Genomic DNA, 18,891 nt, shown 5'->3' with positions numbered 1-18,891 from the left:
TTTGGGCGCAACAAACGCGCCTGGGCGACGTTCTGCCTCCAATCCCAATCACCCGTGCGGCTTACGTTCCAGCCCGGCACAGCAGAGGCCTTCCCATGCTCACGGAACCGCTCGATACCAACACCGGAAAGACCCACCTCGACATCTTCGACACGCAGCAGCGCAGCGCGATGGCCACGCGTCTCGGTGTGTCGGAAGATCGCCTGAAGCGTGCCGTGCGCCTCGTTGGCAATCGCATCTCGACACTGAAGAGCTACCTGGAGCGCTAATCGCTCGAACCGGCATCTGACGACACGGAAGGGCGCTCTCGGGCGCCCTTTTTCATGGGCGTTCACGAGCACAGGCGGTGTGTCAGGTCCCGTAGCTCTGCACCAACGAGCCCGCCACCAGGGTCCAACCGTCGACGAGGACGAAGAAGATCAGCTTGAACGGCAACGCCACGGTTGCTGGCGGCACCATCATCATGCCGACGGCCATGAGGATCGAGGCGACGACGAGGTCGATGATCAAGAAGGGGATGAACAGCAGGAAACCGATCTCGAAGGCACGGCGCAATTCAGAGATCATGAAGGCCGGCGTCACCACTTCGAGGCCCACGGCTTCGGGACCGGCCGGAACGGGTGCCTTCGCCATATCCAGGAAGAGCTTCAGATCTTTCTCGCGGACGTTCTTCAGCATGAAGGTCTTGAAGGGCGCCGAGGCGCGCTCGAAGGCGACACTTTGCGTGATCTGCCCGGCGATCAGCGGCTCGATGCCAGTCCGATAGGCCTCGCGCCCGACGGGTGCCATCACGAAGGCGGTCAGAAACAGTGCGAGGCTGGTGACGACCGCGTTCGGCGGGGCGCTCTGGGTCCCGAGCGCCGAGCGCAGAATCGACAAAACCACGACGATCCGGGTGAAGGACGTGGCCATCACCAGCACCGAGGGCGCCAGTGCGAGAACGGTGAGGAGCGCAACGAGCTGGAGAGCCCGTTCGGTCACCCCGCCGGTGCCGAGATCGACCGACAGGCTCTGGGCCTGCACCGCCGTCGCGGCACCGGCCAGCCCCAAACCGATCAGGATCGGCAGGCGCAAGCGTCTCGAAGGGAAGGAGCGGGGTTCGGTCATACCGGTTCCGGACGACGCGGCGCAACGCGGCCGCGCGCCCCTCATAGCATTGGCGCCCCAGCCCGCATCCCCGATCGGACCCACGCGATCTCCACCGCTACGGACGAGCGCGGGTCCGAGATGGCTCCCGGGACCTGGCTACTGCTTGCGATCGAGGGGCCGCCCAAGCAGCCGCGCGAACTCCGCTTCGATTTCTTCGACGGAAAAGGGATTGGGACTGGCCGGCGCCTTTGCGGGGGCAGGCACAGGCGCAGGAGGGGGCGGCGGTGTGATCGGCGCTGGCGAGGGTGGCGCTACGATCACCGCCGGGGAAGCGGTGTCTTCGGCCTTCGGCGAATCGGCGACCGCCGCGTGCATCACCGGGTCGGGCTCGATCGGCGCAGGCGCAGGCGAAGACGGCGATTCCAACGGCGCAGCCTCGGGCTCCGGCTCCTCGATACGATCGGCAAAGAGCGCGTCGTCGACCGCAGGCTGCGGTTCAACGGTTGTCCGCTCGTTCGATATCGGTGTCTCGGCGGTGGCTGCCATCGCGGCGGCGATCGGATCGATGGCGGGCGCCCCCGGGAGCGGGACCCGGCTCACCTCCGGCTGGGGTGCGGGGCGCGCCTCTGATGCGTCAGGCCCGCCTTCGCGCATTGCAGGCATACCAGTCTCGGCCACAGGAGGCTGAATCGGCATGGCGGGACGGACTGCGGCCGCCGGCCTGCGCAGAGCCTCCTCCAACTGCCGTGCCATGTCCGAGAGGATCGCGGCATCGACGCCGCGGGCTGCAGGTGCCGAGACGGGAGGTGCCGAGACGGGAGGTGCCGAGACGGGAGGTGCCGAGACGGGAGGTGCCGGCGCGGCGACCGGCTCCGCGGGCACCTCACGACCTGCTTCGGATTCGGATCCACGATCCGGCAGGCCGACGCGGTCCGCGATCGCCGCCGGGACAAAATTCGCCAGGGAGGGCGGCGTCCGGCGCATGACGCGGGCAAGCTGGGAGTCGCGCTGTCGCGGCGCGGCCGGCTCCGGTACCGAGACGTCCGGCATGGCCTCCGGGGCCGACGCACGCGAGCGATCACCCAGCGGCGGGGCCGCCTCGTAATCCGCGCGGTGCGGTGGCACCGCCATCTCGAAGGCTGGCTCACGATAGGGGGCAACGGGTGGGGCGGCCGGCGCCAGGCTGGGGACCGGACCCTGCTGGGGCACCGGCGGCTCCGGCATCGTATTCAGCACCGGCTCGGGCGCCTCGTCGAACGCGGCCTCGTCGGACGCCATCCGGGCGCTCATACCGCGCAGGATGTTGCGCTCGATCACGACGTCGTTGGGGCCGCCCACGAGAAGCAGGTGCTCGACGTTGTCGCGCCGCAGCAGGATCAGCTGCCGCTGACGGTCGAGTTCGTAGATGTCGACGATGCCGAGGCGCGGCTGGCGGCCGCGGGGAGAATTCTTGCTGGAGAGGGGCGATCCCTTTCCGCCGAGCCGCCGGACCAGGAAGACGCCGGCCGCGAGAATGAGGAAGATGACGACGAAGATGATGGCGAACTGGAGGGGAAACGAGCCATCCGAGCTGAAGAACGATGACAAGACCGGGGTCTCTCGCTTTTGGGGCTCGTGGCCCGACGCAACACTGGAAAAACCAGTATCATGTCCGGCGCCAGCACGGGCAATAACGTTAAAACTTCGTTAACAGCTCCTTTGGCCAAGCGAATTTCGCCAGCTCCAGGCAGGACTTGCGGCTCGTGAGGACGCCCCGCCGCCCGATCCGATCACGGAGCGGCGGGGCGTGCCGTGTCTCCACGGCGAAGCCGATACGCAACGCGGCCTGGAGTGACAGTGCCCCTCTGCCGTTAGCGGTCCATCAAGCGCACCTCTGAGGCTCGTCTCGAAACGGGACCTACCACCGCTCCTGGCGCGTTGGATGAGCGGCACAGCCGGAGGTGTTTCGAGGTGGCATCCGTGGAAGACCAGCATCAAGCGCATTTGCGCGACGCGGTCGCGTTGGCGCGTGACAACGTTCTCCGGGGCGGGCGCCCCTACGGCGCCGTGATCGTACGCGATGGCGAAGTGCTGTCGCGGGCGGTCAACACCATCGCGATCACCCAGGATCCCACCGACCACGCGGAGATGGTGGCGATCCGGGAGGTGAGCCGTCTCCTCGGGCGCTCGAAGCTCGACGGCTGCATCGTCTACGCCAGCGGTCGTCCCTGCCCGATGTGCCATGCGGCCATGCGCTTGGCCGGCATCAAGCAGGCCTATTTCGCCTACAGCGCGGAGGAGGGCGAGCGGCACGGACTCCTCGGCGCCGGCATCTACGCCGAACTCTGCCAGCCCCTGGGCGACCAACCGATGCGCGTGGAGCACCACCCCGTGGAGGTGGAGGACCATCCCTATGTGCTCTGGCGCGACCGGCAAGGTGCGTCCGAGAAGGGATGAGGCGATGACCGTTCCGCGTTGGATCCCCTTCCTCGCCGCCGGCCTGTTCCTGGCCGCCGCCATCACCCTCGGCGTTCTCTGGAGCCAAGGCGCCCTTCGCCATCCCAGCGAGGATGCCAGTTCTGCCGCCGCGCTCGCCGCGTGCGCTCCCCTCAACCCGAGTGGGCCACCGCCTCCTGAGTGCCCACAGGCGAAGCCACCGACGCAGAGGACTCCCTGAGGGACGTCCCTATTTGAATGGGAACACCCGGGATTTAACCGGGTGTTAACCATGGGGGCGGCAGATTTTGCCGGTCCCACCGGGCAGATTCTTCCGGGTGAGGGGAGGGTCCAGCCCATGTCCGTCACCGACCTGCCCATTCTCGGCATGCTGCGCACGCGGATGCAGTGGCACCAGACGCGCCAGAAGCTGCTGGCCGAGAACGTGGCGAATGCCGACCTGCCCGGCTTCAAGCCGCGGGACCTCGCCAGCCCCGACCTCGGACGGTCCGGTCCCGTCCTGTCGCAGCCGCAGGGTGCCACGACGAGCAGCAGCCTCGCGGTGACCAACGTGTCCCACATCGCCTTCGGTGGAGGCCCGGACGGCCCCGGAGCCGATCCGCGTCGCGTGAAGGGGTTCGAGATCCGTCCCAGCGGAAACGGCGTCAATCTCGAGGAGGAGATGATGAAGGCCGGCGACAACCAGGCGGATTATCAGATGGCCGCGTCGCTCTACCAGAAGAGCCTCGACACCATCAAAATCGCCATCGGCAAGCGCTGAGCGGCCCTTCAACGACTCACGGAGCGCGCCATGGACTTCCTCAAATCCCTCACCACCGCCGCCTCGGGCCTGAAGGCACAGTCGAGCCGGATGCGGATCATCGCCGAGAACATCGCCAACGCGGATTCCGCGCCGACCACCGTGGGCGGCCAGCCCTACCGCCGCAAGATCCCAACCTTCACCCAGCAGGTCGACCGCGAGACCGGCGCGTCGCTGATCGAAGCAGGGCGGGTGCGCCGCGATACCTCGCCTTTCCGGACCAAGTACGACCCGGGCAATCCGAGCGCCAACGCCAGGGGGGAGGTGGCGATGCCCAACGTCAACGGCCTGATCGAGAACATGGACATGCGCGAGGCCCAGCGCTCCTACGAGGCCAACCTCAACATGGTCACCGCCACCCGCCGCATGGTCGCCAAGACCCTCGAGATCCTCAAGGCCTGACCGCCGTTCCGCCGCCTGAAAGTCCGCCGTTATGACCAGCAACGCCTTCGCCGCCGGCGCCTACGCGGCGATCCAGAACATCGGCGCCAAGGGTCCTCCGAAGATCGCACCGGCTACCGGCGCGTCGGGGTCGAACTTCACATCGCTCCTGACTTCCACCCTGGACAACGTCGGCGAGGCGGGACGCAAGGCCGACAGCCAGGCGCTCGCCGTCGCGGGCGGCAAGGCGAACGTCGTCGACGTGGTGACGGCGGTGGCCGAGAGCGAGACCGCCCTCCAGACCCTCGTCGCCGTCCGCGACCGGGTGATCTCGGCCTACGAGGAAATCATGCGGATGCAGATCTGAGCGGTTGCGGATCACTGATCCCGGAACCGCTGTCCGAGACCTTCCTTCCGCGCTCCGACGCCTTCCCCGTCCGCAAGAATTCCGCTTTCCCGAAAATTGTCTGCGCCCACCCAAGCCTTCCGCCCAGACGCGAGATGACACCCCATCCATGACCGGTCTCGCCATCATCGACGTCGCCCGCGACGGCATCTTCGTCTTCCTCAAGGTGGCGGGGCCGATCATGCTGGTCGCCCTCGTGGTGGGCCTCGTGGTCTCTCTGTTCCAGGCCCTGACACAGATCCAGGAGCAGACCCTGATCTACGTGCCCAAGATCGTGGCGGTGTTCGCGACGCTCCTCTTGATGCTGCCCTTCATGGGCGATGCCCTCGGCAGCTACATGGCTCGGATCGCGGCCCGCATCGTGTCCGGCGGCTGAAGCCTGCTATGACAGGGCATGAACCTCCTCCTGCCGGGCATCGCGGCGGCCTTTCTTCTCACCTTCGCGCGCATCGGCACCCTGGTGATGCTGATGCCGGGCGTGGGCGAACAATTGGTCTCGCCGCGGCTGCGCCTCGCCTTCGCGCTGCTGCTCTCCCTGATCTTGTTTCCCACGGTGCGGCCACTCCTGCCGATGCAGGGCGGGGCCATCGCGGGGCCGGGCCTGATCGCGCTGCTCATCGGCGAGCTGCTGGTCGGTCTGGTGCTCGGCCTGACGGTGCGGATGGTTCTCGCCGCGCTTCAGACCGCCGGCATGATCATCTCGCAGCAGCTCGGGCTGTCCTACGCCATGACCGTGGATCCGACGCAGGGCGGGCAGCAGACGGCGATCGGCAACTTCCTGGCGCTTCTCGGCGTCACCCTGATCGTGGCGACCGACCTGCACCACGTCGCCCTCGACGCGATCGGGCGCAGCTATGTCCTGCTCCCGCCGGATGGCGTCCCGGGCATGGGCGAGGCGGCGAGCCTCGCGTTGAAGGCGATCGCGCGCGGCTTCTCCCTCGGCGTCCAGATCTCGGCCCCGTTCATCGCCTTCGGGATCCTGTTCAACGTGGGGCTCGGCGTGCTGGCGCGCCTGATGCCGCAGATGCAGGTGTTCTTCGTGGCCGTGCCGGCCTCGGTGGTGATCGGCATGCTGCTGCTCCTGGGGAGCCTCGGCGTGATGATGGGCGTCTTCCTCGACGATATCGGGCGCTACCTGGCGGACCTCGCCGGGCGCTGAGCCCCCGCGCGGAGTTCTGAGCCGTGGCGGACGATTCCGATCCCGAAGACAAGACAGAAGACCCGACTCCGCGGCGGATCGAGAAGGCGATCGAGCAGGGCAACGTCCCGAACAGCCCCGAGATCAACACCTTCTTCATCCTGGCCGCCTTCACCATGGCGCTGCTGATGGCCTCGGGCATGATCGCCAAGGACCTGGTGGCGAGCCTGCGCGGCTTCCTGATGAATGCCTCTGCGGTCCCTGCCGACCCGGCGGCCTATTCCGAGATGGGGGTGCGCACGCTGATCATCTGCGCCCAGGCCCTCTGTATACCAGTAGGTCTCGTCCTGGTCGCGGGCTTGGCCGCCGGTCTCATCCAGCATCCGTTCGTCTTCAGCACGGAAGCGCTCGGCCCGAAATGGGACCGGGTCTCGCCGATGGCCGGCGTCAAGCGCGTCTTCGGGATGGAGGCCCTGTTCCAGTTCGTGAAGGGACTGGCCAAGCTCGGCATGGTCGGGGTCGTGGCCGGCACCATCCTGTGGGGCGAGCGCGACCGGATGGAGGTGTTCGCCCGCCTCGACCCGAGTGCCGTCCTGGCCGCGATCCTGACGCTCGCCCTGAAGATGATGGCGGGCATGCTCGCGGTGTTCATCGCCATCGCGCTGGGCGACGCCGTCTACCAGCGCTTCCGCTGGCGCCAGCGCCTGCGCATGTCGAAGGAAGAGATGAAGCAGGAGCACAAGGAGAGCGAGGGCAGTCCCGAGGTGAAGGGCCGCATGAAGCAGATCCGCGCCCAGCGCGTGAAGAAGCGCATGATGGCCGCCGTACCCACCGCCACCGTGATCGTCACCAACCCGACGCACTACGCGGTCGCCCTGCGCTACGAGGCCGGCATGACGGCCCCCGTCTGCGTGGCCAAGGGCGTCGACTCGCTCGCGCTCAAGATCCGTGCGGTGGCCAAGGACCACGACGTCCCGATCCTCGAGAACCCGCCCCTGGCGCGGGCCCTCCACGCCACCGTGGAGATCGACGCGGAAATCCCGGCGGAGCATTACCGCGCCGTGGCCGAAGTCATCGGCTACGTGATGCGCCTGCGCCGGCGGGCCGCCTGAGGAGGCGCGCGTGACGATTGGCGCTTGCGCTCGCCACGCTTTATGCACCCTCTTTCGTGAGAATTCTCGGCAACATACGCCGGTTTGCCCTTGCTGCGAGCGAAAGCGAGGCGCTAACCGGATGGGCTTCAGGGGTGGGTCGGCGGCGGATGGTTGAGTTCAGCGGACACGGGAAGCCCGCGTCGAACGCGATCGATCGCTCCGAGCGGCCCGGGCGCGTCGGGCTGCTTCTCGTGCTGGCAGGCCTGCTCGTCGGCGCCGCCGTGGGCCTGTCGTTCGTCGCGAGCGAGCAGGCGCAGCCGCTGATCCTCGGGCTGCTGGCGCTCCTCGCCATGGCGGGCGTGTTCTGCCTCTTCGCCCTCGCCATCGGGGCGATCCAGTTCGCCGGACAGACCACGCGGGACGACATCACCAAGGCCATCGTAGACGCCGCGCCCGAGGGCGCGATCGTGGTCGAGGAGGGCGGGCGCCTGATCTACGCCAACGAATCGTACCTGCGCATCGCCGGCGGCGAGACCTTCGCCAGCCTGCGCCCGGTGGAGCGGGTCTTCGTCGGCTCGCCGGAGGTGTCGGAGGCGGTCTATCGCCTCGCCCAAGCCTCCCGCGACGGCCTCGGGCATGCCGAGGAGATCCGGATGGCGCCGCCTCCGGGCAGCGCGGCCGAGCGCGCCTTCGCCTGGTTCCGCATCAGCGTGCGCCCAATCGAGCGGCCGCGCCGCCCCGCAACCCTCTGGACGGTGAGCGACATCACCCACGAGCGCGAGCGCCAGGAGAACGTCTTCCAGGAACTCCAGCACGCGATCGACTATCTCGACCACGCTCCCGCCGGCTTCCTCTCGATCGATCCGACCGGCGCGATCGTCTACATGAACGCGACCCTGGCGGCCTGGCTCGGCTACGACCTGGCGACGGTCGGCTCCGGCGGATTGCGCCTGCCCGAGATCGCCCCCGGTGCCGACGTCCTGACCGCCTCGGAGGGCCTGCCGGGCGAGGTCCGGACCGATCGCTTCGACCTCGACCTGCGCCGCCGCAACGGCCATCCGCTGCCGGCGCGCCTGTACCACCGGGTCGCCTTCGGCCAGGACGGACGGCCCGGCCCGTCGCGCACCTTCGTGCTCAACCGCTCGGCCGGGGCCGAGAGCGACGAGCCGCAGCGCGTCGCCGAGGTGCGGCTCGCGCGCTTCCTGAACAACAGCCCCATCGCCATCGCGACCCTCGACCAGAGCGGCCACATCGCCCGGGCCAACGCCTCGTTCGCCCGGCTGTTCGGCGGGCTGCCGCGGCAGGCCCTGCCCGACGGGCGCAACGACCTCCAGGGCGAGCCCACCATGTGGGATGCGATCGCCGAGCGCGATCGCGCCGGCCTCGAGGCGGCCCTGGGCAAGGCCGCCGCCGGCCTCGTCGAAGTGCAGCCCATCGAGATCGCGCTCTCGGGTCCCGGCAACCGGTCGGCCCGCGTCTGGCTGAGCCCGGCGGGCGGCGAGCCCACCGGCGGCCGGGGGGACGAGGCCGAGCAGAGCGATCGCGAGCGGGTCATCCTCTACGCCCTCGACACCACCGCCCAGCGACAGCTCGAGCAGCAGGTGGCGCAGGCGCAGAAGATGGACACGGTGGGCCAGCTCGCCGGCGGCATCGCCCACGATTTCAACAACGTGCTCCAGGCGATCATCGGCTACTCGGACCTGCTCCTGGCCAGCCATCGGCCGACCGATCCGGCCTTCCAGGACATCATGCAGATCAAGCAGAACGCGAACCGGGCCGCGAGCCTGGTGCGCCAGCTGCTCGCCTTCTCGCGGCGCCAGACCCTGCGCCCGGAGGTGATGAGCGTCGGCGAGGCCCTGTCGGACCTGACGCTCCTGCTCAAGCGCCTGCTCGGCGAGCGGGTGGACCTCGACCTGAAGCACGGGCGCGACATCTGGCCGATCAAGGCCGACGTGAACCAGTTCGAGCAGGTGATCGTGAACCTCGCGGTGAACGCGCGCGACGCGATGCCGGAGGGCGGCCGCCTGCTGATCCGCACCGCCAACGTCGTCGACGAGGCGGTTCCGAGCGAGAACCGCCTCGGGATGCCGGTCGGCGACCACGTGCTGATCGAGGTCCTGGACACCGGACAGGGCATCCCGCCCGACGTCATGGAAAAGATCTTCGAGCCGTTCTTCACCACCAAGGAGATCGGCAAGGGCACGGGCCTCGGCCTCTCGACGGTGTTCGGCATCGTCAAGCAGAGCGGCGGCACCATCGACGTGCGCTCCACGGTCGGGGAGGGCACCGCCTTCCGGATCTACTTCCCGCGCCACGTGCCGACGGCCGAGCCTGCGCCCGAGCCGGAGCTCGCATTGCCGCCCGCGACGGCGCAGTCGACCGCCGCCATCGCCGCCACGCGGCTCAAGGGGGCCCCGGACCGGTCGCGAGCGGAGGGCGAGAAGCCCGCCCCCCGCAAGCCGGCACCGGACCATACCGGCCAGGGCGTGATCCTGCTGGTGGAAGACGAGGACCCGGTGCGCGCCGTCAACAGCCGCGCCCTGTCGGCCCGCGGCTACACCGTGCTCGAAGCGGCCTCGGGCCTCGATGCCCTGCGGATCATCGCCGAGACCACCGAGACCATCGACCTCGTCGTCTCCGACGTGGTGATGCCCGAGATGGACGGGCCGACCCTGCTGCGCGAGCTGCGCAAGCAATCCCCCGACCTCAAGGTCATCTTCGTCTCGGGCTACGCCGAGGACGCCTTCCGCAAGAACCTGCCCGACGGCGAGGATTTCAACTTCCTGCCCAAGCCCTTCAGCCTGAAGCAGCTCGTCGAGACGGTGAAGGAGACCATCGCCCGCTAGGGTTTGTCATCGCTTGAGCCCGTCGAGGGCGGCTGCGAGGCAGAGGACGCCCATGACGCTGACGGCGGTCTTCCCGTAGCGCGAGGCGATGGCACGCCATTCTTTCAGACGGGCCCAGAGCCGTTCGACGTGGTGGCGGTTGTTGTCGATCCAATCCGGGCAAGCCACGGGTGCCTCATGGCGCTGAGGCGAAATCTCGGGTCGCACGCCGATGTCCCAGATGTCCTTGCGGACGGCCTGGCTGGTGAAGCCGAGGTCGCCCACCACCCAACGGGGCACGCCCGGCGGTTGGTCGAGCAAGGGACGGCGTGGGGTCGTTCATGGTCCTGACCGGGGGCCGACCGGAAGGCGATGGAACGCCCTCGGCCATCGGCGATCACGCAGGCCTTGGTGCCATAGCCCCCCATGAGCGGCCCAGCGCTTCCTGAGCGTCTCGTTCGGCCGCAGCCGGAGGATCGCCGAGAGGGTGCGGCGTCGATCCTGCGGTGGTGTCTTGGCGCTCGGCCGGCAGGCCTCAACCAAGGGCTCCCGTTCGGCCCCTCGCGTGTCACTCGACATCGACGCGCCCAACACAGAGAGGGAGAAAACGCACGCGCAAGCCATCCGCTCAGGTGACGACAGGCCCTCGCCATGCTCGTCGCTCCGCGGATAGGCTATGCTGGCACAAAACAGAGGACAGACGCAATCGATCTTTCGAAAGCAGCTCACTGCTTTCTTTTCAATCGTTATCGGCGATCAGATGAATTGCCTCTGATGCGGTTTTTGAATGGTCTTACTTCTGGCCTGCGAGGTGAGCGGAGAACAGCGTGGAGGCCGTCTTCGAGGCGGCCTGCATCATGGCATCCTGCGTGTATTTGATTTCACCGCCATACATGTCCAACATCTGCTTCAGCCGAGCGTCGGCTAACGACGTTCCGTGTCCGTCGTTGGCAAGGTCACTCGGAAGCTGGACCTCATTTGGCGTCGAAATAAGACCGCTTTTATACACAGTCGCAACGACACGGCCGTTTTTTTCCAGAGTCGCATATTGGTTCGACGGATCATTGTCCGCCACGACGCTCCCAGGAGCCGGGGGCGGTGGCGGGTTCAACTCCGCATCGCGTGCCTTGCGTTGATTTTCCGACATCTTGGTGATTGTCGGAGCCATCTCTGCGAGGTTGTAGATCTGTCCAAGGCTTGGATTGACGCTGGAAATCATGACCTTACTCCTGAGAGGATGGATCAGGGCAGGCAATATGCCAAACTATTCAATCTTCGGCGAAGAGCTCGTCCAAGCTCAGCCGATCTGAGGCAAACCTGAAAGACAAAGGCAAAATCTGTTACCGAACTGATTTAGACTCTGTTCCCGACGGAAGCGAGCGGCGGCTCCGCTAAACAATGAAAGACAGGTCTACTGTATACCCATCGGCGGTCTCAAGGTACTCGACGCGATTGTTTCCGCCTAAATAAAAATCCTGCACGATGACGCCGTCGTTCAAAGTGCCGTCCGCAAGGTCGGCGGTGGTTCCGAATGCAAGGTTATTGGTGCCGGCTGGACGATAATATTGAATCTCGTTGAGATTGAATCCCAGGTAAACCGTATCTGCTCCGCCACCAAATCCGTTTGAGGCCGCTTCATTCTTATCGTCATTGACGATGTCGATACCGGTATTGGCGAAGTGGAGATAGGCGTCGTCTCCCGTGCCGCCGTACATGACATCATTACCGGCGCCGCCATTGAGGTAGTCGTTGCCAGCACCACCAGTGAGGTTGTCGGTGCCGTTGCCGTCGTAGAGCCGATCGGTGCCGTCATCCCCGATCAGGATATCGTTTCCGTTGAGTCCATAAAGAAGGTCGTCGCCAGTTCCGCCAGAGACGATGTCGGTATATGAACTTCCATAGAAGGTGTCGTTTCCGCCATAAAGATTGACAGAATTTCCAGTCTGGCCGGGACCAAGAGGTACTCCTCTCAGATCAAACGTGTTATCGTTGTCATCACCTTTATAAACGCCCATTTTGTTTCACCTTTTATTCGAATTGACGCCTGATACTCAGCGCCTCGGGTGAGTTATTTTTCGTGCATAGATCGTAACTTGAAGAGATCGTAACCAGCGCGGCGCAAGCACCAAACGCGTCGAATCTCTCTCAGGCTCGACTTGTCTACAATAGGTTGTATTATTTGATAATGCAACATTATGGTGTGTTAAACACCTTGTCACGAGGTGCGCGCGCGCATCGGGATGAAGGGTCCAGGAGGCGACGATTCCCGAGCCGCGCCCGCAAATCTTCGCCCTGGCACCTTGCCCGATGAGAACAAAACAGGTACACAATCGGCAACCGAGGCGCATTGAGCCTTGCACCGCCCCCATGCATAAGGATGCCGACGAATGGCCCAGCCCGCGCTGAAAGTTGTGGAATCCCCGATGGTGGACAAGGACAAGGCGAAGGCGATCGACGCCGCGCTGTCGCAGATCGAGCGGGCCTTCGGCAAAGGCTCGATCATGCGCCTGGGCAAGAACGACAAGGTCCAGGAGGTGGAGGTCGTCTCCACCGGGTCGCTCGGCCTCGACATCGCCCTCGGCGTCGGCGGCCTGCCCCGCGGCCGCGTGATCGAGATCTACGGTCCGGAATCCTCGGGCAAGACCACGCTCGCCCTGCACACCATCGCCGAGGCCCAGAAGAAGGGCGGCGTCTGCGCCTTCGTCGACGCCGAGCATGCCCTCGACCCGGTCTACGCGCGCAAGCTCGGCGTGCAGCTCGACGATCTCCTGATCTCGCAGCCCGACACGGGCGAGCAGGCCCTGGAGATCACCGACACCCTGGTGCGCTCGGGTGCCATCGACGTGCTGGTGGTCGATTCGGTGGCGGCCCTGACGCCGCGCGCCGAGATCGAGGGCGAGATGGGCGATTCGCAGCCCGGCCTTCAGGCCCGCCTGATGAGCCAGGCCCTGCGTAAGCTGACCGGCTCGATCTCGCGCTCGAAGTGCATGGTCATCTTCATCAACCAGATCCGCATGAAGATCGGCGTGATGTACGGCAGCCCGGAGACCACCACCGGCGGCAACGCGCTGAAGTTCTACGCCTCCGTGCGCCTCGACATCCGCCGCGTCTCGACCCTGAAGGATCGCGACGAGGCCATCGGCAACCAGGTCCGCGTCAAGGTCGTGAAGAACAAGGTCGCGCCGCCGTTCAAGCAGGTCGAGTTCGACATCATGTTCGGCGAGGGCGTCTCCAAGGTCGGCGAGCTCATCGACCTCGGCGTCAAGGCCGGCATCGTCGAGAAGTCCGGCGCTTGGTTCTCCTATGCCAGCCAGCGCCTGGGCCAGGGCCGCGAGAATTCGAAGGGCTTCCTGCGCGACAACCCGGAGATCGCGAACAAGATCGAGGCCTCGATCCGCCAGAATTCCGGCCTCGTGGCCGAGAAGATCCTCGAGAACGCCAAGCCGACCGAGGATGAGCTCGACGAGGGTGAGGCCTGAGGGGTTCGCTCGCGCGCCCGGGACCGGGTCGCGCGGCGCTCCGAACCAGGGAAAGGCCGCCGGGCACGTCGCCCGGCGGCCTTTTTCGTTCAGGACATCTCGATTCAGCCCGGAGGCAGAACGTCGACCTGGATGGCCGCGTAGTAGGCTGCCAGATCCGCGATTTCGCTGTCGCTGAGGGGCTTGGCCACGACGTTCATGATCTCGTTGCGCCGCGTGCCGTCCCGGTATTCCGTCAGAGCCTTCACGAGGTAGGGCTCGACCTGTCCCGACAGGTTCGGAGCCTCCGGAAGCTTCGAGACTCCGTCGAGGCCGTGGCAGGTCTGGCAGGCGACCGCCGCCTTGCGGCCGGCCTTGGCGTCCCCCGCCCACGCCCCCGTGGGCAGGAGAAGGATCGGGAGGACGCCGAGGAGAACCGCCCGGGCAGGCCGGGCCGTTCGGGAGACCGGCTGCACGCTCCTCGACCACAGGCTGCTGGGCCGCGCGCTACTGGGCTTCATGGCTACTTGGCCTCGTAGGAGATGCGGTAGATCGCGCCCGCCGTGTCGTCGGCGACGAGGAGCGAGCCATCCAGGAGGACCGCGACATCGGTCGGGCGGCCGAGATACTCGCCGTCCTGCGTCAGCCAACCCTCCGCGAAGGGCTTCGGGGCGCCGGCCTTTCCATCCTTGTCGACGGGCACGAACATGATCCGGGCCCCGAGCGGCTGGGTCCGGTTCCAGGAGCCGTGCTCGGCGGTGAAGATGCCGCCCTTGTAGGTGTCGGGGAACATGCGCCCGTTGTAGAAGGTCATGCCGAGATCGGCCGCGTGGGGCGGCAGTTCGGCCTGCGGGAACACCACGTCCTTCGGCGGCGTCTCGTCCTTGTACTCGACGGTGCGGACATGGCCGCCGCCGAACCACGGGAAGCCGAAGTTCTCGCCGGCCTTGGCGATGCGATTCAGCTCGCCGGGCGGGATGTCGTCGCCCATGCCGTCGACCTGATTGTCGGTGAACCACAGCGCCTTGTCGGCGGGGTTGAAGTCCATGCCCACCGAGTTGCGGATCCCGGTGGCGTAGACCTCGCGGTTCTTGCCGTCGGCATCCATGCGGATGATGCCGCCGATGCCGGCCTTGGCGTAGAGGTCGCGCTTGGCCGCCGGGGGCACGTTATAGGGCTGGCCGAGGGAGATGTAGGTCTTGCCGTCGGGCCCGACCCGGCACATCCGGGCGGTGTGATTGTAGCTCTCCTCGGCGGCCGGGATCAGGTCGCCCTGCTTCACCAGCACGCCGGCCGCGACGTCGGGGCTCTCGTAGAAGAATTCCGCCGCCGGGAAGGACAGGACCCGGTTCTGCTCGACGATGGTCAGGACGCCGTCCTTCGAGAAGCAGACGCCGTTGGGAATCTTGAAATCGATGCCGGCCGCGAAGGCGCGAACCTCGTCGGCCACGCGATCCTTGTCGCGGTCCGTGACCGTGTAGACCTTGCTCTTGCGCGTCCCGACGAAGAGCACGCCGGCATTGGGCCCGACCGCGATCGAGCGGGCATCCGGCACCACGGCGTAGAGGTCGATCTTGAAGCCCTCGGGCAGCTTGATCTTGGACAGGGTCTTGCGGAGGGCATCGGCGCGCCGGCCGGTCTGCGGGATCTCCGGCGCTTCCGCGGTGCCGGTGCTCTGCATCCCCGTGAGCTTCTCGAGGGCGTCGGCCTTGGCCTTGGTCTCGGCGGGGGCTGCCCCCTGCGCGAGGGCGCCGGCGGTGAACGCCAGCGCGGCGCAGCCGGCGAGCAGCGTTGCGGTGAGGACCGATCGCATGGATGTCTCCCGAAGTCCGCCCGCATGATCGGGGCGGTTGAGCCCCGACGATATGCGCCTGCCGGGCGCGCCGGCAAGGGGAGGGCGAAGGCCGGGGTTCGCGGCGCGCCGGCGCGAAGATCCTCAGGGCGTGTAGGGCAGGAGCTTGATGAACAGGCCCCAGAGCACGAACAGGATGCCGACGATCGAGACCAGCCAGACCAGGGAGCGGACCTTCGGGATGCCGAAGCCGTAGACGGGCAGGTAGACCAGCCGGGCGAAGAAGTAGAGGTAGGCGCCGAGGACCACCGCGGTGTTGTGCCGGCCCGTCGCCACGCAGGCGAGAACGAGGGCGGCGAAGATCGGAAAGGTCTCGAGGAAATTCTTCGACGCCTTCTCGAGCCGGCTCGCGGCGCCCGTCACCGTGGGCGTCGGCCCCTCGCGGTTGCCGGAGGCCCAGCCGAAGCCGCCCCGCTGCTGCACGCCGCTGGCGGAGGCGGCGATGATGTGGACCAGACCGAGCAGGCAGGACCAGGCAAGAAGGCGTATTTCGACCGGCATCGCGGGTGTCCGTGTTGGGAAGGGGCGGGATGCGTTCCTAGCTCGACCGTGCGCAAAAGCGAAACGACCGTGACTTGCGCCGGAACGCTCCTTATGAGTGCGCCAGCGCGGGACGCTCCGAACTGGCGGGGCGCTCCGCGCGCGGCATGCGTGCGCGACCGACAGCCCGGCGCGTCCGCCTCCGGCGGCACCCTACGACAGAGTTGTGATGCGATGAGCGGCGTCAACGAGATCCGGTCGACCTTCCTCGACTACTTCGCGGCAGCGGGCCATGAAGTGGTGCCGTCCTCGTCGCTCGTCCCGCGCAACGACCCGACGCTGATGTTCACCAATGCCGGCATGGTGCAGTTCAAGAACGTCTTCACGGGCGTCGAGAAGCGGCCCTACGACCGGGCCACCACGGCGCAGAAATGCGTCCGCGCCGGCGGCAAGCACAACGATCTCGACAATGTCGGCTACACCGCCCGGCACCACACCTTCTTCGAGATGCTGGGCAACTTCTCCTTCGGCGACTACTTCAAGCCGCGGGCGATCGAGCTGGCCTGGAACCTGATCACCAAGGAGTTCGGCCTGTCGAAGGACCGGCTGCTGGTGACGGTCTATGCCGACGACGATGAGGCCGCCGATCTCTGGCGCAAGATCGCGGGCTTCTCGGACGACCGCATCATCCGCATCGGCACCTCCGACAATTTCTGGCAGATGGGCGATACCGGCCCCTGCGGCCCGTGCTCCGAGATCTTCATCGACCAGGGCCCGACGCTCCAGGGCGGCCCGCCCGGTTCGCCCGACGAGGACGGCGACCGCTTCCTCGAGTTCTGGAACCTCGTGTTCATGCAATACGAGCAGGTCGAGCCGGGCAACCGCCTCGCCCTGCCGCGCCCCTCCATCGACACCGGCATGGGGTTGGAGCGCATGGCGGCGATCCTCCAGGGGGTGAAGAGCAACTACGACACCGACCTGTTCCGCGCCCTCATCGACGCCGTCAGCCACGCGGTCGGTCGCCCGCCCGAGCCCGGCAACGTCGCCTCCTACCGGGTCATCGCCGACCACCTGCGCGCCGCCGCGTTCCTCGTGGCCGACGGCGTGCTGCCCGGCAACGAGGGCCGCGGCTACGTCCTGCGCCGCATCATGCGCCGCGCCATGCGCCACGCCGAGCTCCTCGGCTCGCGCGAGCCGATGATGTACCGCCTCGTGCCGACGCTCCTGCGCGAGATGGGCCAGGCCTATCCGGAATTGACCCGCGCCGAGGGCCTCATCGGCGAGACCCTGCGCCTGGAAGAGACCCGCTTCCGCCGCACCCTGGAGCGCGGCCTCGCGATCCTCGACGCCGAGAGCCGTGACCTGAGCAGCGGCCAGAACCTCTCGGGCGAGACGGCCTTCACCCTCTACGACACCTACGGCTTCCCCCTCGACCTGACCCAGGACGCCCTGAAGGCGCGCGGCATCGGCGTCGACACGGACGCCTTCGGCCAGGCCATGGAGCGCCAGCGCAAGGCCGCCCGCGCCGCCTGGACGGGCTCGGGCGAGGCCGCCACCGAGACGGTCTGGTACGGCCTGAAGGAGCGCGTCGGCGCCACGGAGTTCCTCGGCTACGAGACCGAGAGCGCCGAGGGCATCGTCACCGCCCTGCTGCGCGACGGCGCCGAGACCGAGAGCCTGAAGGCGGGGGAAACCGGCCTCGTCCTCGTCAACCAGACCCCGTTCTACGGCGAGTCCGGCGGACAGGTGGGCGACAGCGGCACCCTGTCGGCGGCCGGCCTGACGGCGCGGGTCACCGCCACCGAGAAGAAGCTCGGTGAGCTCTTCGTCCACCACGTCACGGTGGACGAGGGCACGCTGTCGCTCAATCAGGCCGTGGAGCTCGCCGTCGACCATGGCCGCCGCGCCGCGATCCGGGCCAACCACTCGGCGACGCACCTGCTGCACGAGGCCCTGCGCCAGGTGCTCGGCGACCACGTCGCCCAGAAGGGCTCGCTCGTCTCCCCCGATCGCCTGCGCTTCGACTTCAGCCACCCGAAGCCCATGGACGAGGCCGAGATCCGCGCCGTCGAGGACATCGCCAACGCCGTGTTGCTGCAGAACACGCCGGTGGTCACCAAGCTGATGGCCGTGGACGAGGCGATCGAATCCGGCGCTCGCGCGCTGTTCGGCGAGAAGTACGGCGACGAGGTCCGCGTGGTCTCCATGGGCGCGCCGGTCGCGGGCGCGGGCGGGCGCTCCAAGGCCTTCTCGGTGGAGCTCTGCGGCGGCACCCACGCCGGACGCACGGGCGAGATCGGCCAGGTCTCGGTGGTGGCCGAGAGCGCGGTCGGTGCCGGCGTGCGGCGCATCGAAGCCCTGACCGCCGACGCCGCGCGGCGCCACCGCGCCGACGAGAGCCGCACGCTTGCCCAGATCGCCGGGCTGCTGAAAGCCGCCACCGCGGACGTGCCGGACCGCCTCGCGGCCCTGATCGAGGATCGCCGCCGGCTGGAGCGCGACCTGACCGACGCGCGCAAGAAGATCGCCATGGGCGGCGCGGGCGCGGGCAGCGACGACGGCATCGCCGAGATCGCCGGCGTGAAGGTCATGGCCCGGGTGGTCGAGGGCGTCGAGATGCGCGATCTCAAGAGCCTCGCCGACGAGGGCAAGACCCGCCTGGGCTCCGGCATCGTCGCGATCGTGGGCGTCGCCCCCGACGGCAAGGCCGGCCTCGTGGTCGGCGTCACCCCGGACCTGACGGAGCGCTACGACGCCGTGGCCCTGGTCCGGGCCGGTGCGGGGCATCTCGGCGGGAAGGGCGGCGGCGGGCGCCGCGACATGGCCCAGGCCGGCGGCCCCGAGGGCGCGGGGGCCCAGGCGGCCATCGACGCGATTCGCGCCGCGCTCACAGCCTGATTCTCACGAGCCCGCCCCTCCACCCCGTCCGGAGG

Annotated in this window: 19 protein-coding genes and 1 pseudogene; 12 read left to right on the top strand and 8 right to left on the bottom strand. The window is 67.5% G+C overall.

Annotated features, from left to right (window positions below):
- Positions 1-95: 95 nt before the first annotated feature.
- Complete coding sequence (locus ASF58_RS24905) at positions 96-269, top strand: DUF3606 domain-containing protein (RefSeq protein ID WP_082512989.1); 174 nt, start codon at positions 96-98, stop codon at positions 267-269.
- Positions 270-351: 82 nt separating this feature from the next.
- Here ASF58_RS24905 and fliP read toward each other — a convergent pair whose 3' ends face one another.
- Positions 352-1,107: a flagellar type III secretion system pore protein FliP gene (fliP, locus tag ASF58_RS10525; RefSeq protein WP_055951313.1), complete on the bottom strand. Its 756-nt coding sequence runs from the start codon at positions 1,105-1,107 to the stop codon at positions 352-354.
- A gap of 138 nt (positions 1,108-1,245) precedes the next feature.
- Positions 1,246-2,427 (bottom strand): hypothetical protein, encoded by a 1,182-nt coding sequence (locus ASF58_RS10520; RefSeq protein ID WP_244477262.1) that lies wholly within the window; start codon positions 2,425-2,427, stop codon positions 1,246-1,248.
- A 9-nt stretch (positions 2,428-2,436) separates the two neighbouring features.
- On the opposite strand from ASF58_RS10520, the gene ASF58_RS27065 reads away from it, so the two are divergent.
- From ASF58_RS27065 to ASF58_RS10480, 9 genes are all read left to right on the top strand, one after another.
- Positions 2,437-2,673 carry a hypothetical protein gene (locus ASF58_RS27065; protein ID WP_244477261.1) on the top strand — a complete coding sequence of 79 codons (237 nt, stop codon included), beginning with the start codon at positions 2,437-2,439 and terminating at the stop codon, positions 2,671-2,673.
- A gap of 375 nt (positions 2,674-3,048) precedes the next feature.
- Positions 3,049-3,525 carry a nucleoside deaminase gene (locus ASF58_RS10515; protein WP_055951307.1) on the top strand — a complete coding sequence of 159 codons (477 nt, stop codon included), beginning with the start codon at positions 3,049-3,051 and terminating at the stop codon, positions 3,523-3,525.
- A 337-nt stretch (positions 3,526-3,862) separates the two neighbouring features.
- A complete protein-coding gene (gene flgB, locus ASF58_RS10510) occupies positions 3,863-4,285 on the top strand; it encodes a flagellar basal body rod protein FlgB (RefSeq protein ID WP_055951304.1) in 423 nt (140 codons plus the stop codon).
- Positions 4,286-4,315: 30 nt separating this feature from the next.
- Entirely contained in the window at positions 4,316-4,726 is a 411-nt protein-coding gene (gene flgC / locus ASF58_RS10505) for a flagellar basal body rod protein FlgC (protein ID WP_055951301.1), read from the top strand.
- A gap of 31 nt (positions 4,727-4,757) precedes the next feature.
- Complete coding sequence (gene fliE, locus ASF58_RS10500) at positions 4,758-5,072, top strand: flagellar hook-basal body complex protein FliE (protein ID WP_055951298.1); 315 nt, start codon at positions 4,758-4,760, stop codon at positions 5,070-5,072.
- A gap of 148 nt (positions 5,073-5,220) precedes the next feature.
- Complete coding sequence (gene fliQ / locus ASF58_RS10495; protein ID WP_055951296.1) at positions 5,221-5,487, top strand: flagellar biosynthesis protein FliQ; 267 nt, start codon at positions 5,221-5,223, stop codon at positions 5,485-5,487.
- Between the two features lie 18 nt (positions 5,488-5,505).
- Entirely contained in the window at positions 5,506-6,270 is a 765-nt protein-coding gene (gene fliR, locus ASF58_RS10490) for a flagellar biosynthetic protein FliR (protein WP_055951293.1), read from the top strand.
- A 23-nt stretch (positions 6,271-6,293) separates the two neighbouring features.
- Positions 6,294-7,361 (top strand): flagellar biosynthesis protein FlhB, encoded by a 1,068-nt coding sequence (gene flhB / locus ASF58_RS10485; RefSeq protein ID WP_055951290.1) that lies wholly within the window; start codon positions 6,294-6,296, stop codon positions 7,359-7,361.
- 149 nt (positions 7,362-7,510) lie between these two features.
- On the top strand, positions 7,511-10,189 hold the full coding sequence (locus ASF58_RS10480; RefSeq protein WP_055951287.1) for a PAS domain-containing sensor histidine kinase: 2,679 nt from the start codon (positions 7,511-7,513) through the stop codon (positions 10,187-10,189).
- Between the two features lie 6 nt (positions 10,190-10,195).
- Here ASF58_RS10480 and ASF58_RS24900 read toward each other — a convergent pair.
- The 3 genes and pseudogenes from ASF58_RS24900 to ASF58_RS27460 all read right to left on the bottom strand — a co-directional run bounded on the left by ASF58_RS24900 (position 10,196) and on the right by ASF58_RS27460 (position 12,183).
- Positions 10,196-10,747: pseudogene (locus tag ASF58_RS24900) on the bottom strand (transposase).
- Between the two features lie 214 nt (positions 10,748-10,961).
- On the bottom strand, positions 10,962-11,387 hold the full coding sequence (locus ASF58_RS25770; protein ID WP_156375630.1) for a hypothetical protein: 426 nt from the start codon (positions 11,385-11,387) through the stop codon (positions 10,962-10,964).
- A gap of 172 nt (positions 11,388-11,559) precedes the next feature.
- The gene (locus ASF58_RS27460; protein WP_082512988.1) at positions 11,560-12,183 is read right to left on the bottom strand and encodes a calcium-binding protein; all 624 of its coding nucleotides are present in this window, start codon (positions 12,181-12,183) and stop codon (positions 11,560-11,562) included.
- A gap of 372 nt (positions 12,184-12,555) precedes the next feature.
- Between ASF58_RS27460 and recA the strand changes: the two genes are divergently transcribed.
- Positions 12,556-13,647, top strand: a complete 1,092-nt coding sequence (gene recA / locus ASF58_RS10465; protein WP_055951278.1) for a recombinase RecA — start codon at positions 12,556-12,558, stop codon at positions 13,645-13,647.
- 104 nt (positions 13,648-13,751) lie between these two features.
- Here recA and ASF58_RS10460 read toward each other — a convergent pair whose 3' ends face one another.
- From ASF58_RS10460 to ASF58_RS10450, 3 genes are all read right to left on the bottom strand, one after another.
- Complete coding sequence (locus ASF58_RS10460) at positions 13,752-14,147, bottom strand: cytochrome c (RefSeq protein ID WP_156375629.1); 396 nt, start codon at positions 14,145-14,147, stop codon at positions 13,752-13,754.
- A 2-nt stretch (positions 14,148-14,149) separates the two neighbouring features.
- Entirely contained in the window at positions 14,150-15,439 is a 1,290-nt protein-coding gene (locus tag ASF58_RS10455) for a PQQ-dependent sugar dehydrogenase (protein ID WP_055951275.1), read from the bottom strand.
- Positions 15,440-15,562: 123 nt separating this feature from the next.
- Positions 15,563-15,979 (bottom strand): MAPEG family protein, encoded by a 417-nt coding sequence (locus ASF58_RS10450; protein WP_055951272.1) that lies wholly within the window; start codon positions 15,977-15,979, stop codon positions 15,563-15,565.
- Positions 15,980-16,192: 213 nt separating this feature from the next.
- Here ASF58_RS10450 and alaS point away from each other — a divergent pair, with 213 nt between their 5' ends.
- On the top strand, positions 16,193-18,856 hold the full coding sequence (gene alaS / locus ASF58_RS10445; RefSeq protein WP_055951269.1) for an alanine--tRNA ligase: 2,664 nt from the start codon (positions 16,193-16,195) through the stop codon (positions 18,854-18,856).
- Positions 18,857-18,891: the final 35 nt, after the last annotated feature.

The organism is Methylobacterium sp. Leaf125 (genome assembly GCF_001423085.1).
Classification (GTDB): Bacteria; Pseudomonadota; Alphaproteobacteria; order Rhizobiales; family Beijerinckiaceae; genus Methylobacterium.
Note: the sequence above shows the minus strand (reverse complement) of the source record. Positions and strands in the feature narration are given on the sequence as shown.

What these genes read in the sequence shown, in the direction of transcription:
- recA (WP_055951278.1), top strand. Translation starts at nt 12,556, where the DNA reads ATGGCCCAGCCCGCGCTGAAAGTTGTGGAATCCCCGATGGTGGACAAG.
- ASF58_RS25770 (WP_156375630.1), bottom strand. Translation starts at nt 11,387, where the DNA reads ATGATTTCCAGCGTCAATCCAAGCCTTGGACAGATCTACAACCTCGCA.
- ASF58_RS10455 (WP_055951275.1), bottom strand. Translation starts at nt 15,439, where the DNA reads ATGCGATCGGTCCTCACCGCAACGCTGCTCGCCGGCTGCGCCGCGCTG.
- ASF58_RS10460 (WP_156375629.1), bottom strand. Translation starts at nt 14,147, where the DNA reads ATGAAGCCCAGTAGCGCGCGGCCCAGCAGCCTGTGGTCGAGGAGCGTG.
- flgC (WP_055951301.1), top strand. Translation starts at nt 4,316, where the DNA reads ATGGACTTCCTCAAATCCCTCACCACCGCCGCCTCGGGCCTGAAGGCA.
- ASF58_RS27460 (WP_082512988.1), bottom strand. Translation starts at nt 12,183, where the DNA reads ATGGGCGTTTATAAAGGTGATGACAACGATAACACGTTTGATCTGAGA.
- fliP (WP_055951313.1), bottom strand. Translation starts at nt 1,107, where the DNA reads ATGACCGAACCCCGCTCCTTCCCTTCGAGACGCTTGCGCCTGCCGATC.
- alaS (WP_055951269.1), top strand. Translation starts at nt 16,193, where the DNA reads ATGAGCGGCGTCAACGAGATCCGGTCGACCTTCCTCGACTACTTCGCG.
- fliE (WP_055951298.1), top strand. Translation starts at nt 4,758, where the DNA reads ATGACCAGCAACGCCTTCGCCGCCGGCGCCTACGCGGCGATCCAGAAC.
- ASF58_RS10450 (WP_055951272.1), bottom strand. Translation starts at nt 15,979, where the DNA reads ATGCCGGTCGAAATACGCCTTCTTGCCTGGTCCTGCCTGCTCGGTCTG.
- ASF58_RS10480 (WP_055951287.1), top strand. Translation starts at nt 7,511, where the DNA reads ATGGTTGAGTTCAGCGGACACGGGAAGCCCGCGTCGAACGCGATCGAT.
- fliQ (WP_055951296.1), top strand. Translation starts at nt 5,221, where the DNA reads ATGACCGGTCTCGCCATCATCGACGTCGCCCGCGACGGCATCTTCGTC.
- ASF58_RS24905 (WP_082512989.1), top strand. Translation starts at nt 96, where the DNA reads ATGCTCACGGAACCGCTCGATACCAACACCGGAAAGACCCACCTCGAC.
- flgB (WP_055951304.1), top strand. Translation starts at nt 3,863, where the DNA reads ATGTCCGTCACCGACCTGCCCATTCTCGGCATGCTGCGCACGCGGATG.
- fliR (WP_055951293.1), top strand. Translation starts at nt 5,506, where the DNA reads ATGAACCTCCTCCTGCCGGGCATCGCGGCGGCCTTTCTTCTCACCTTC.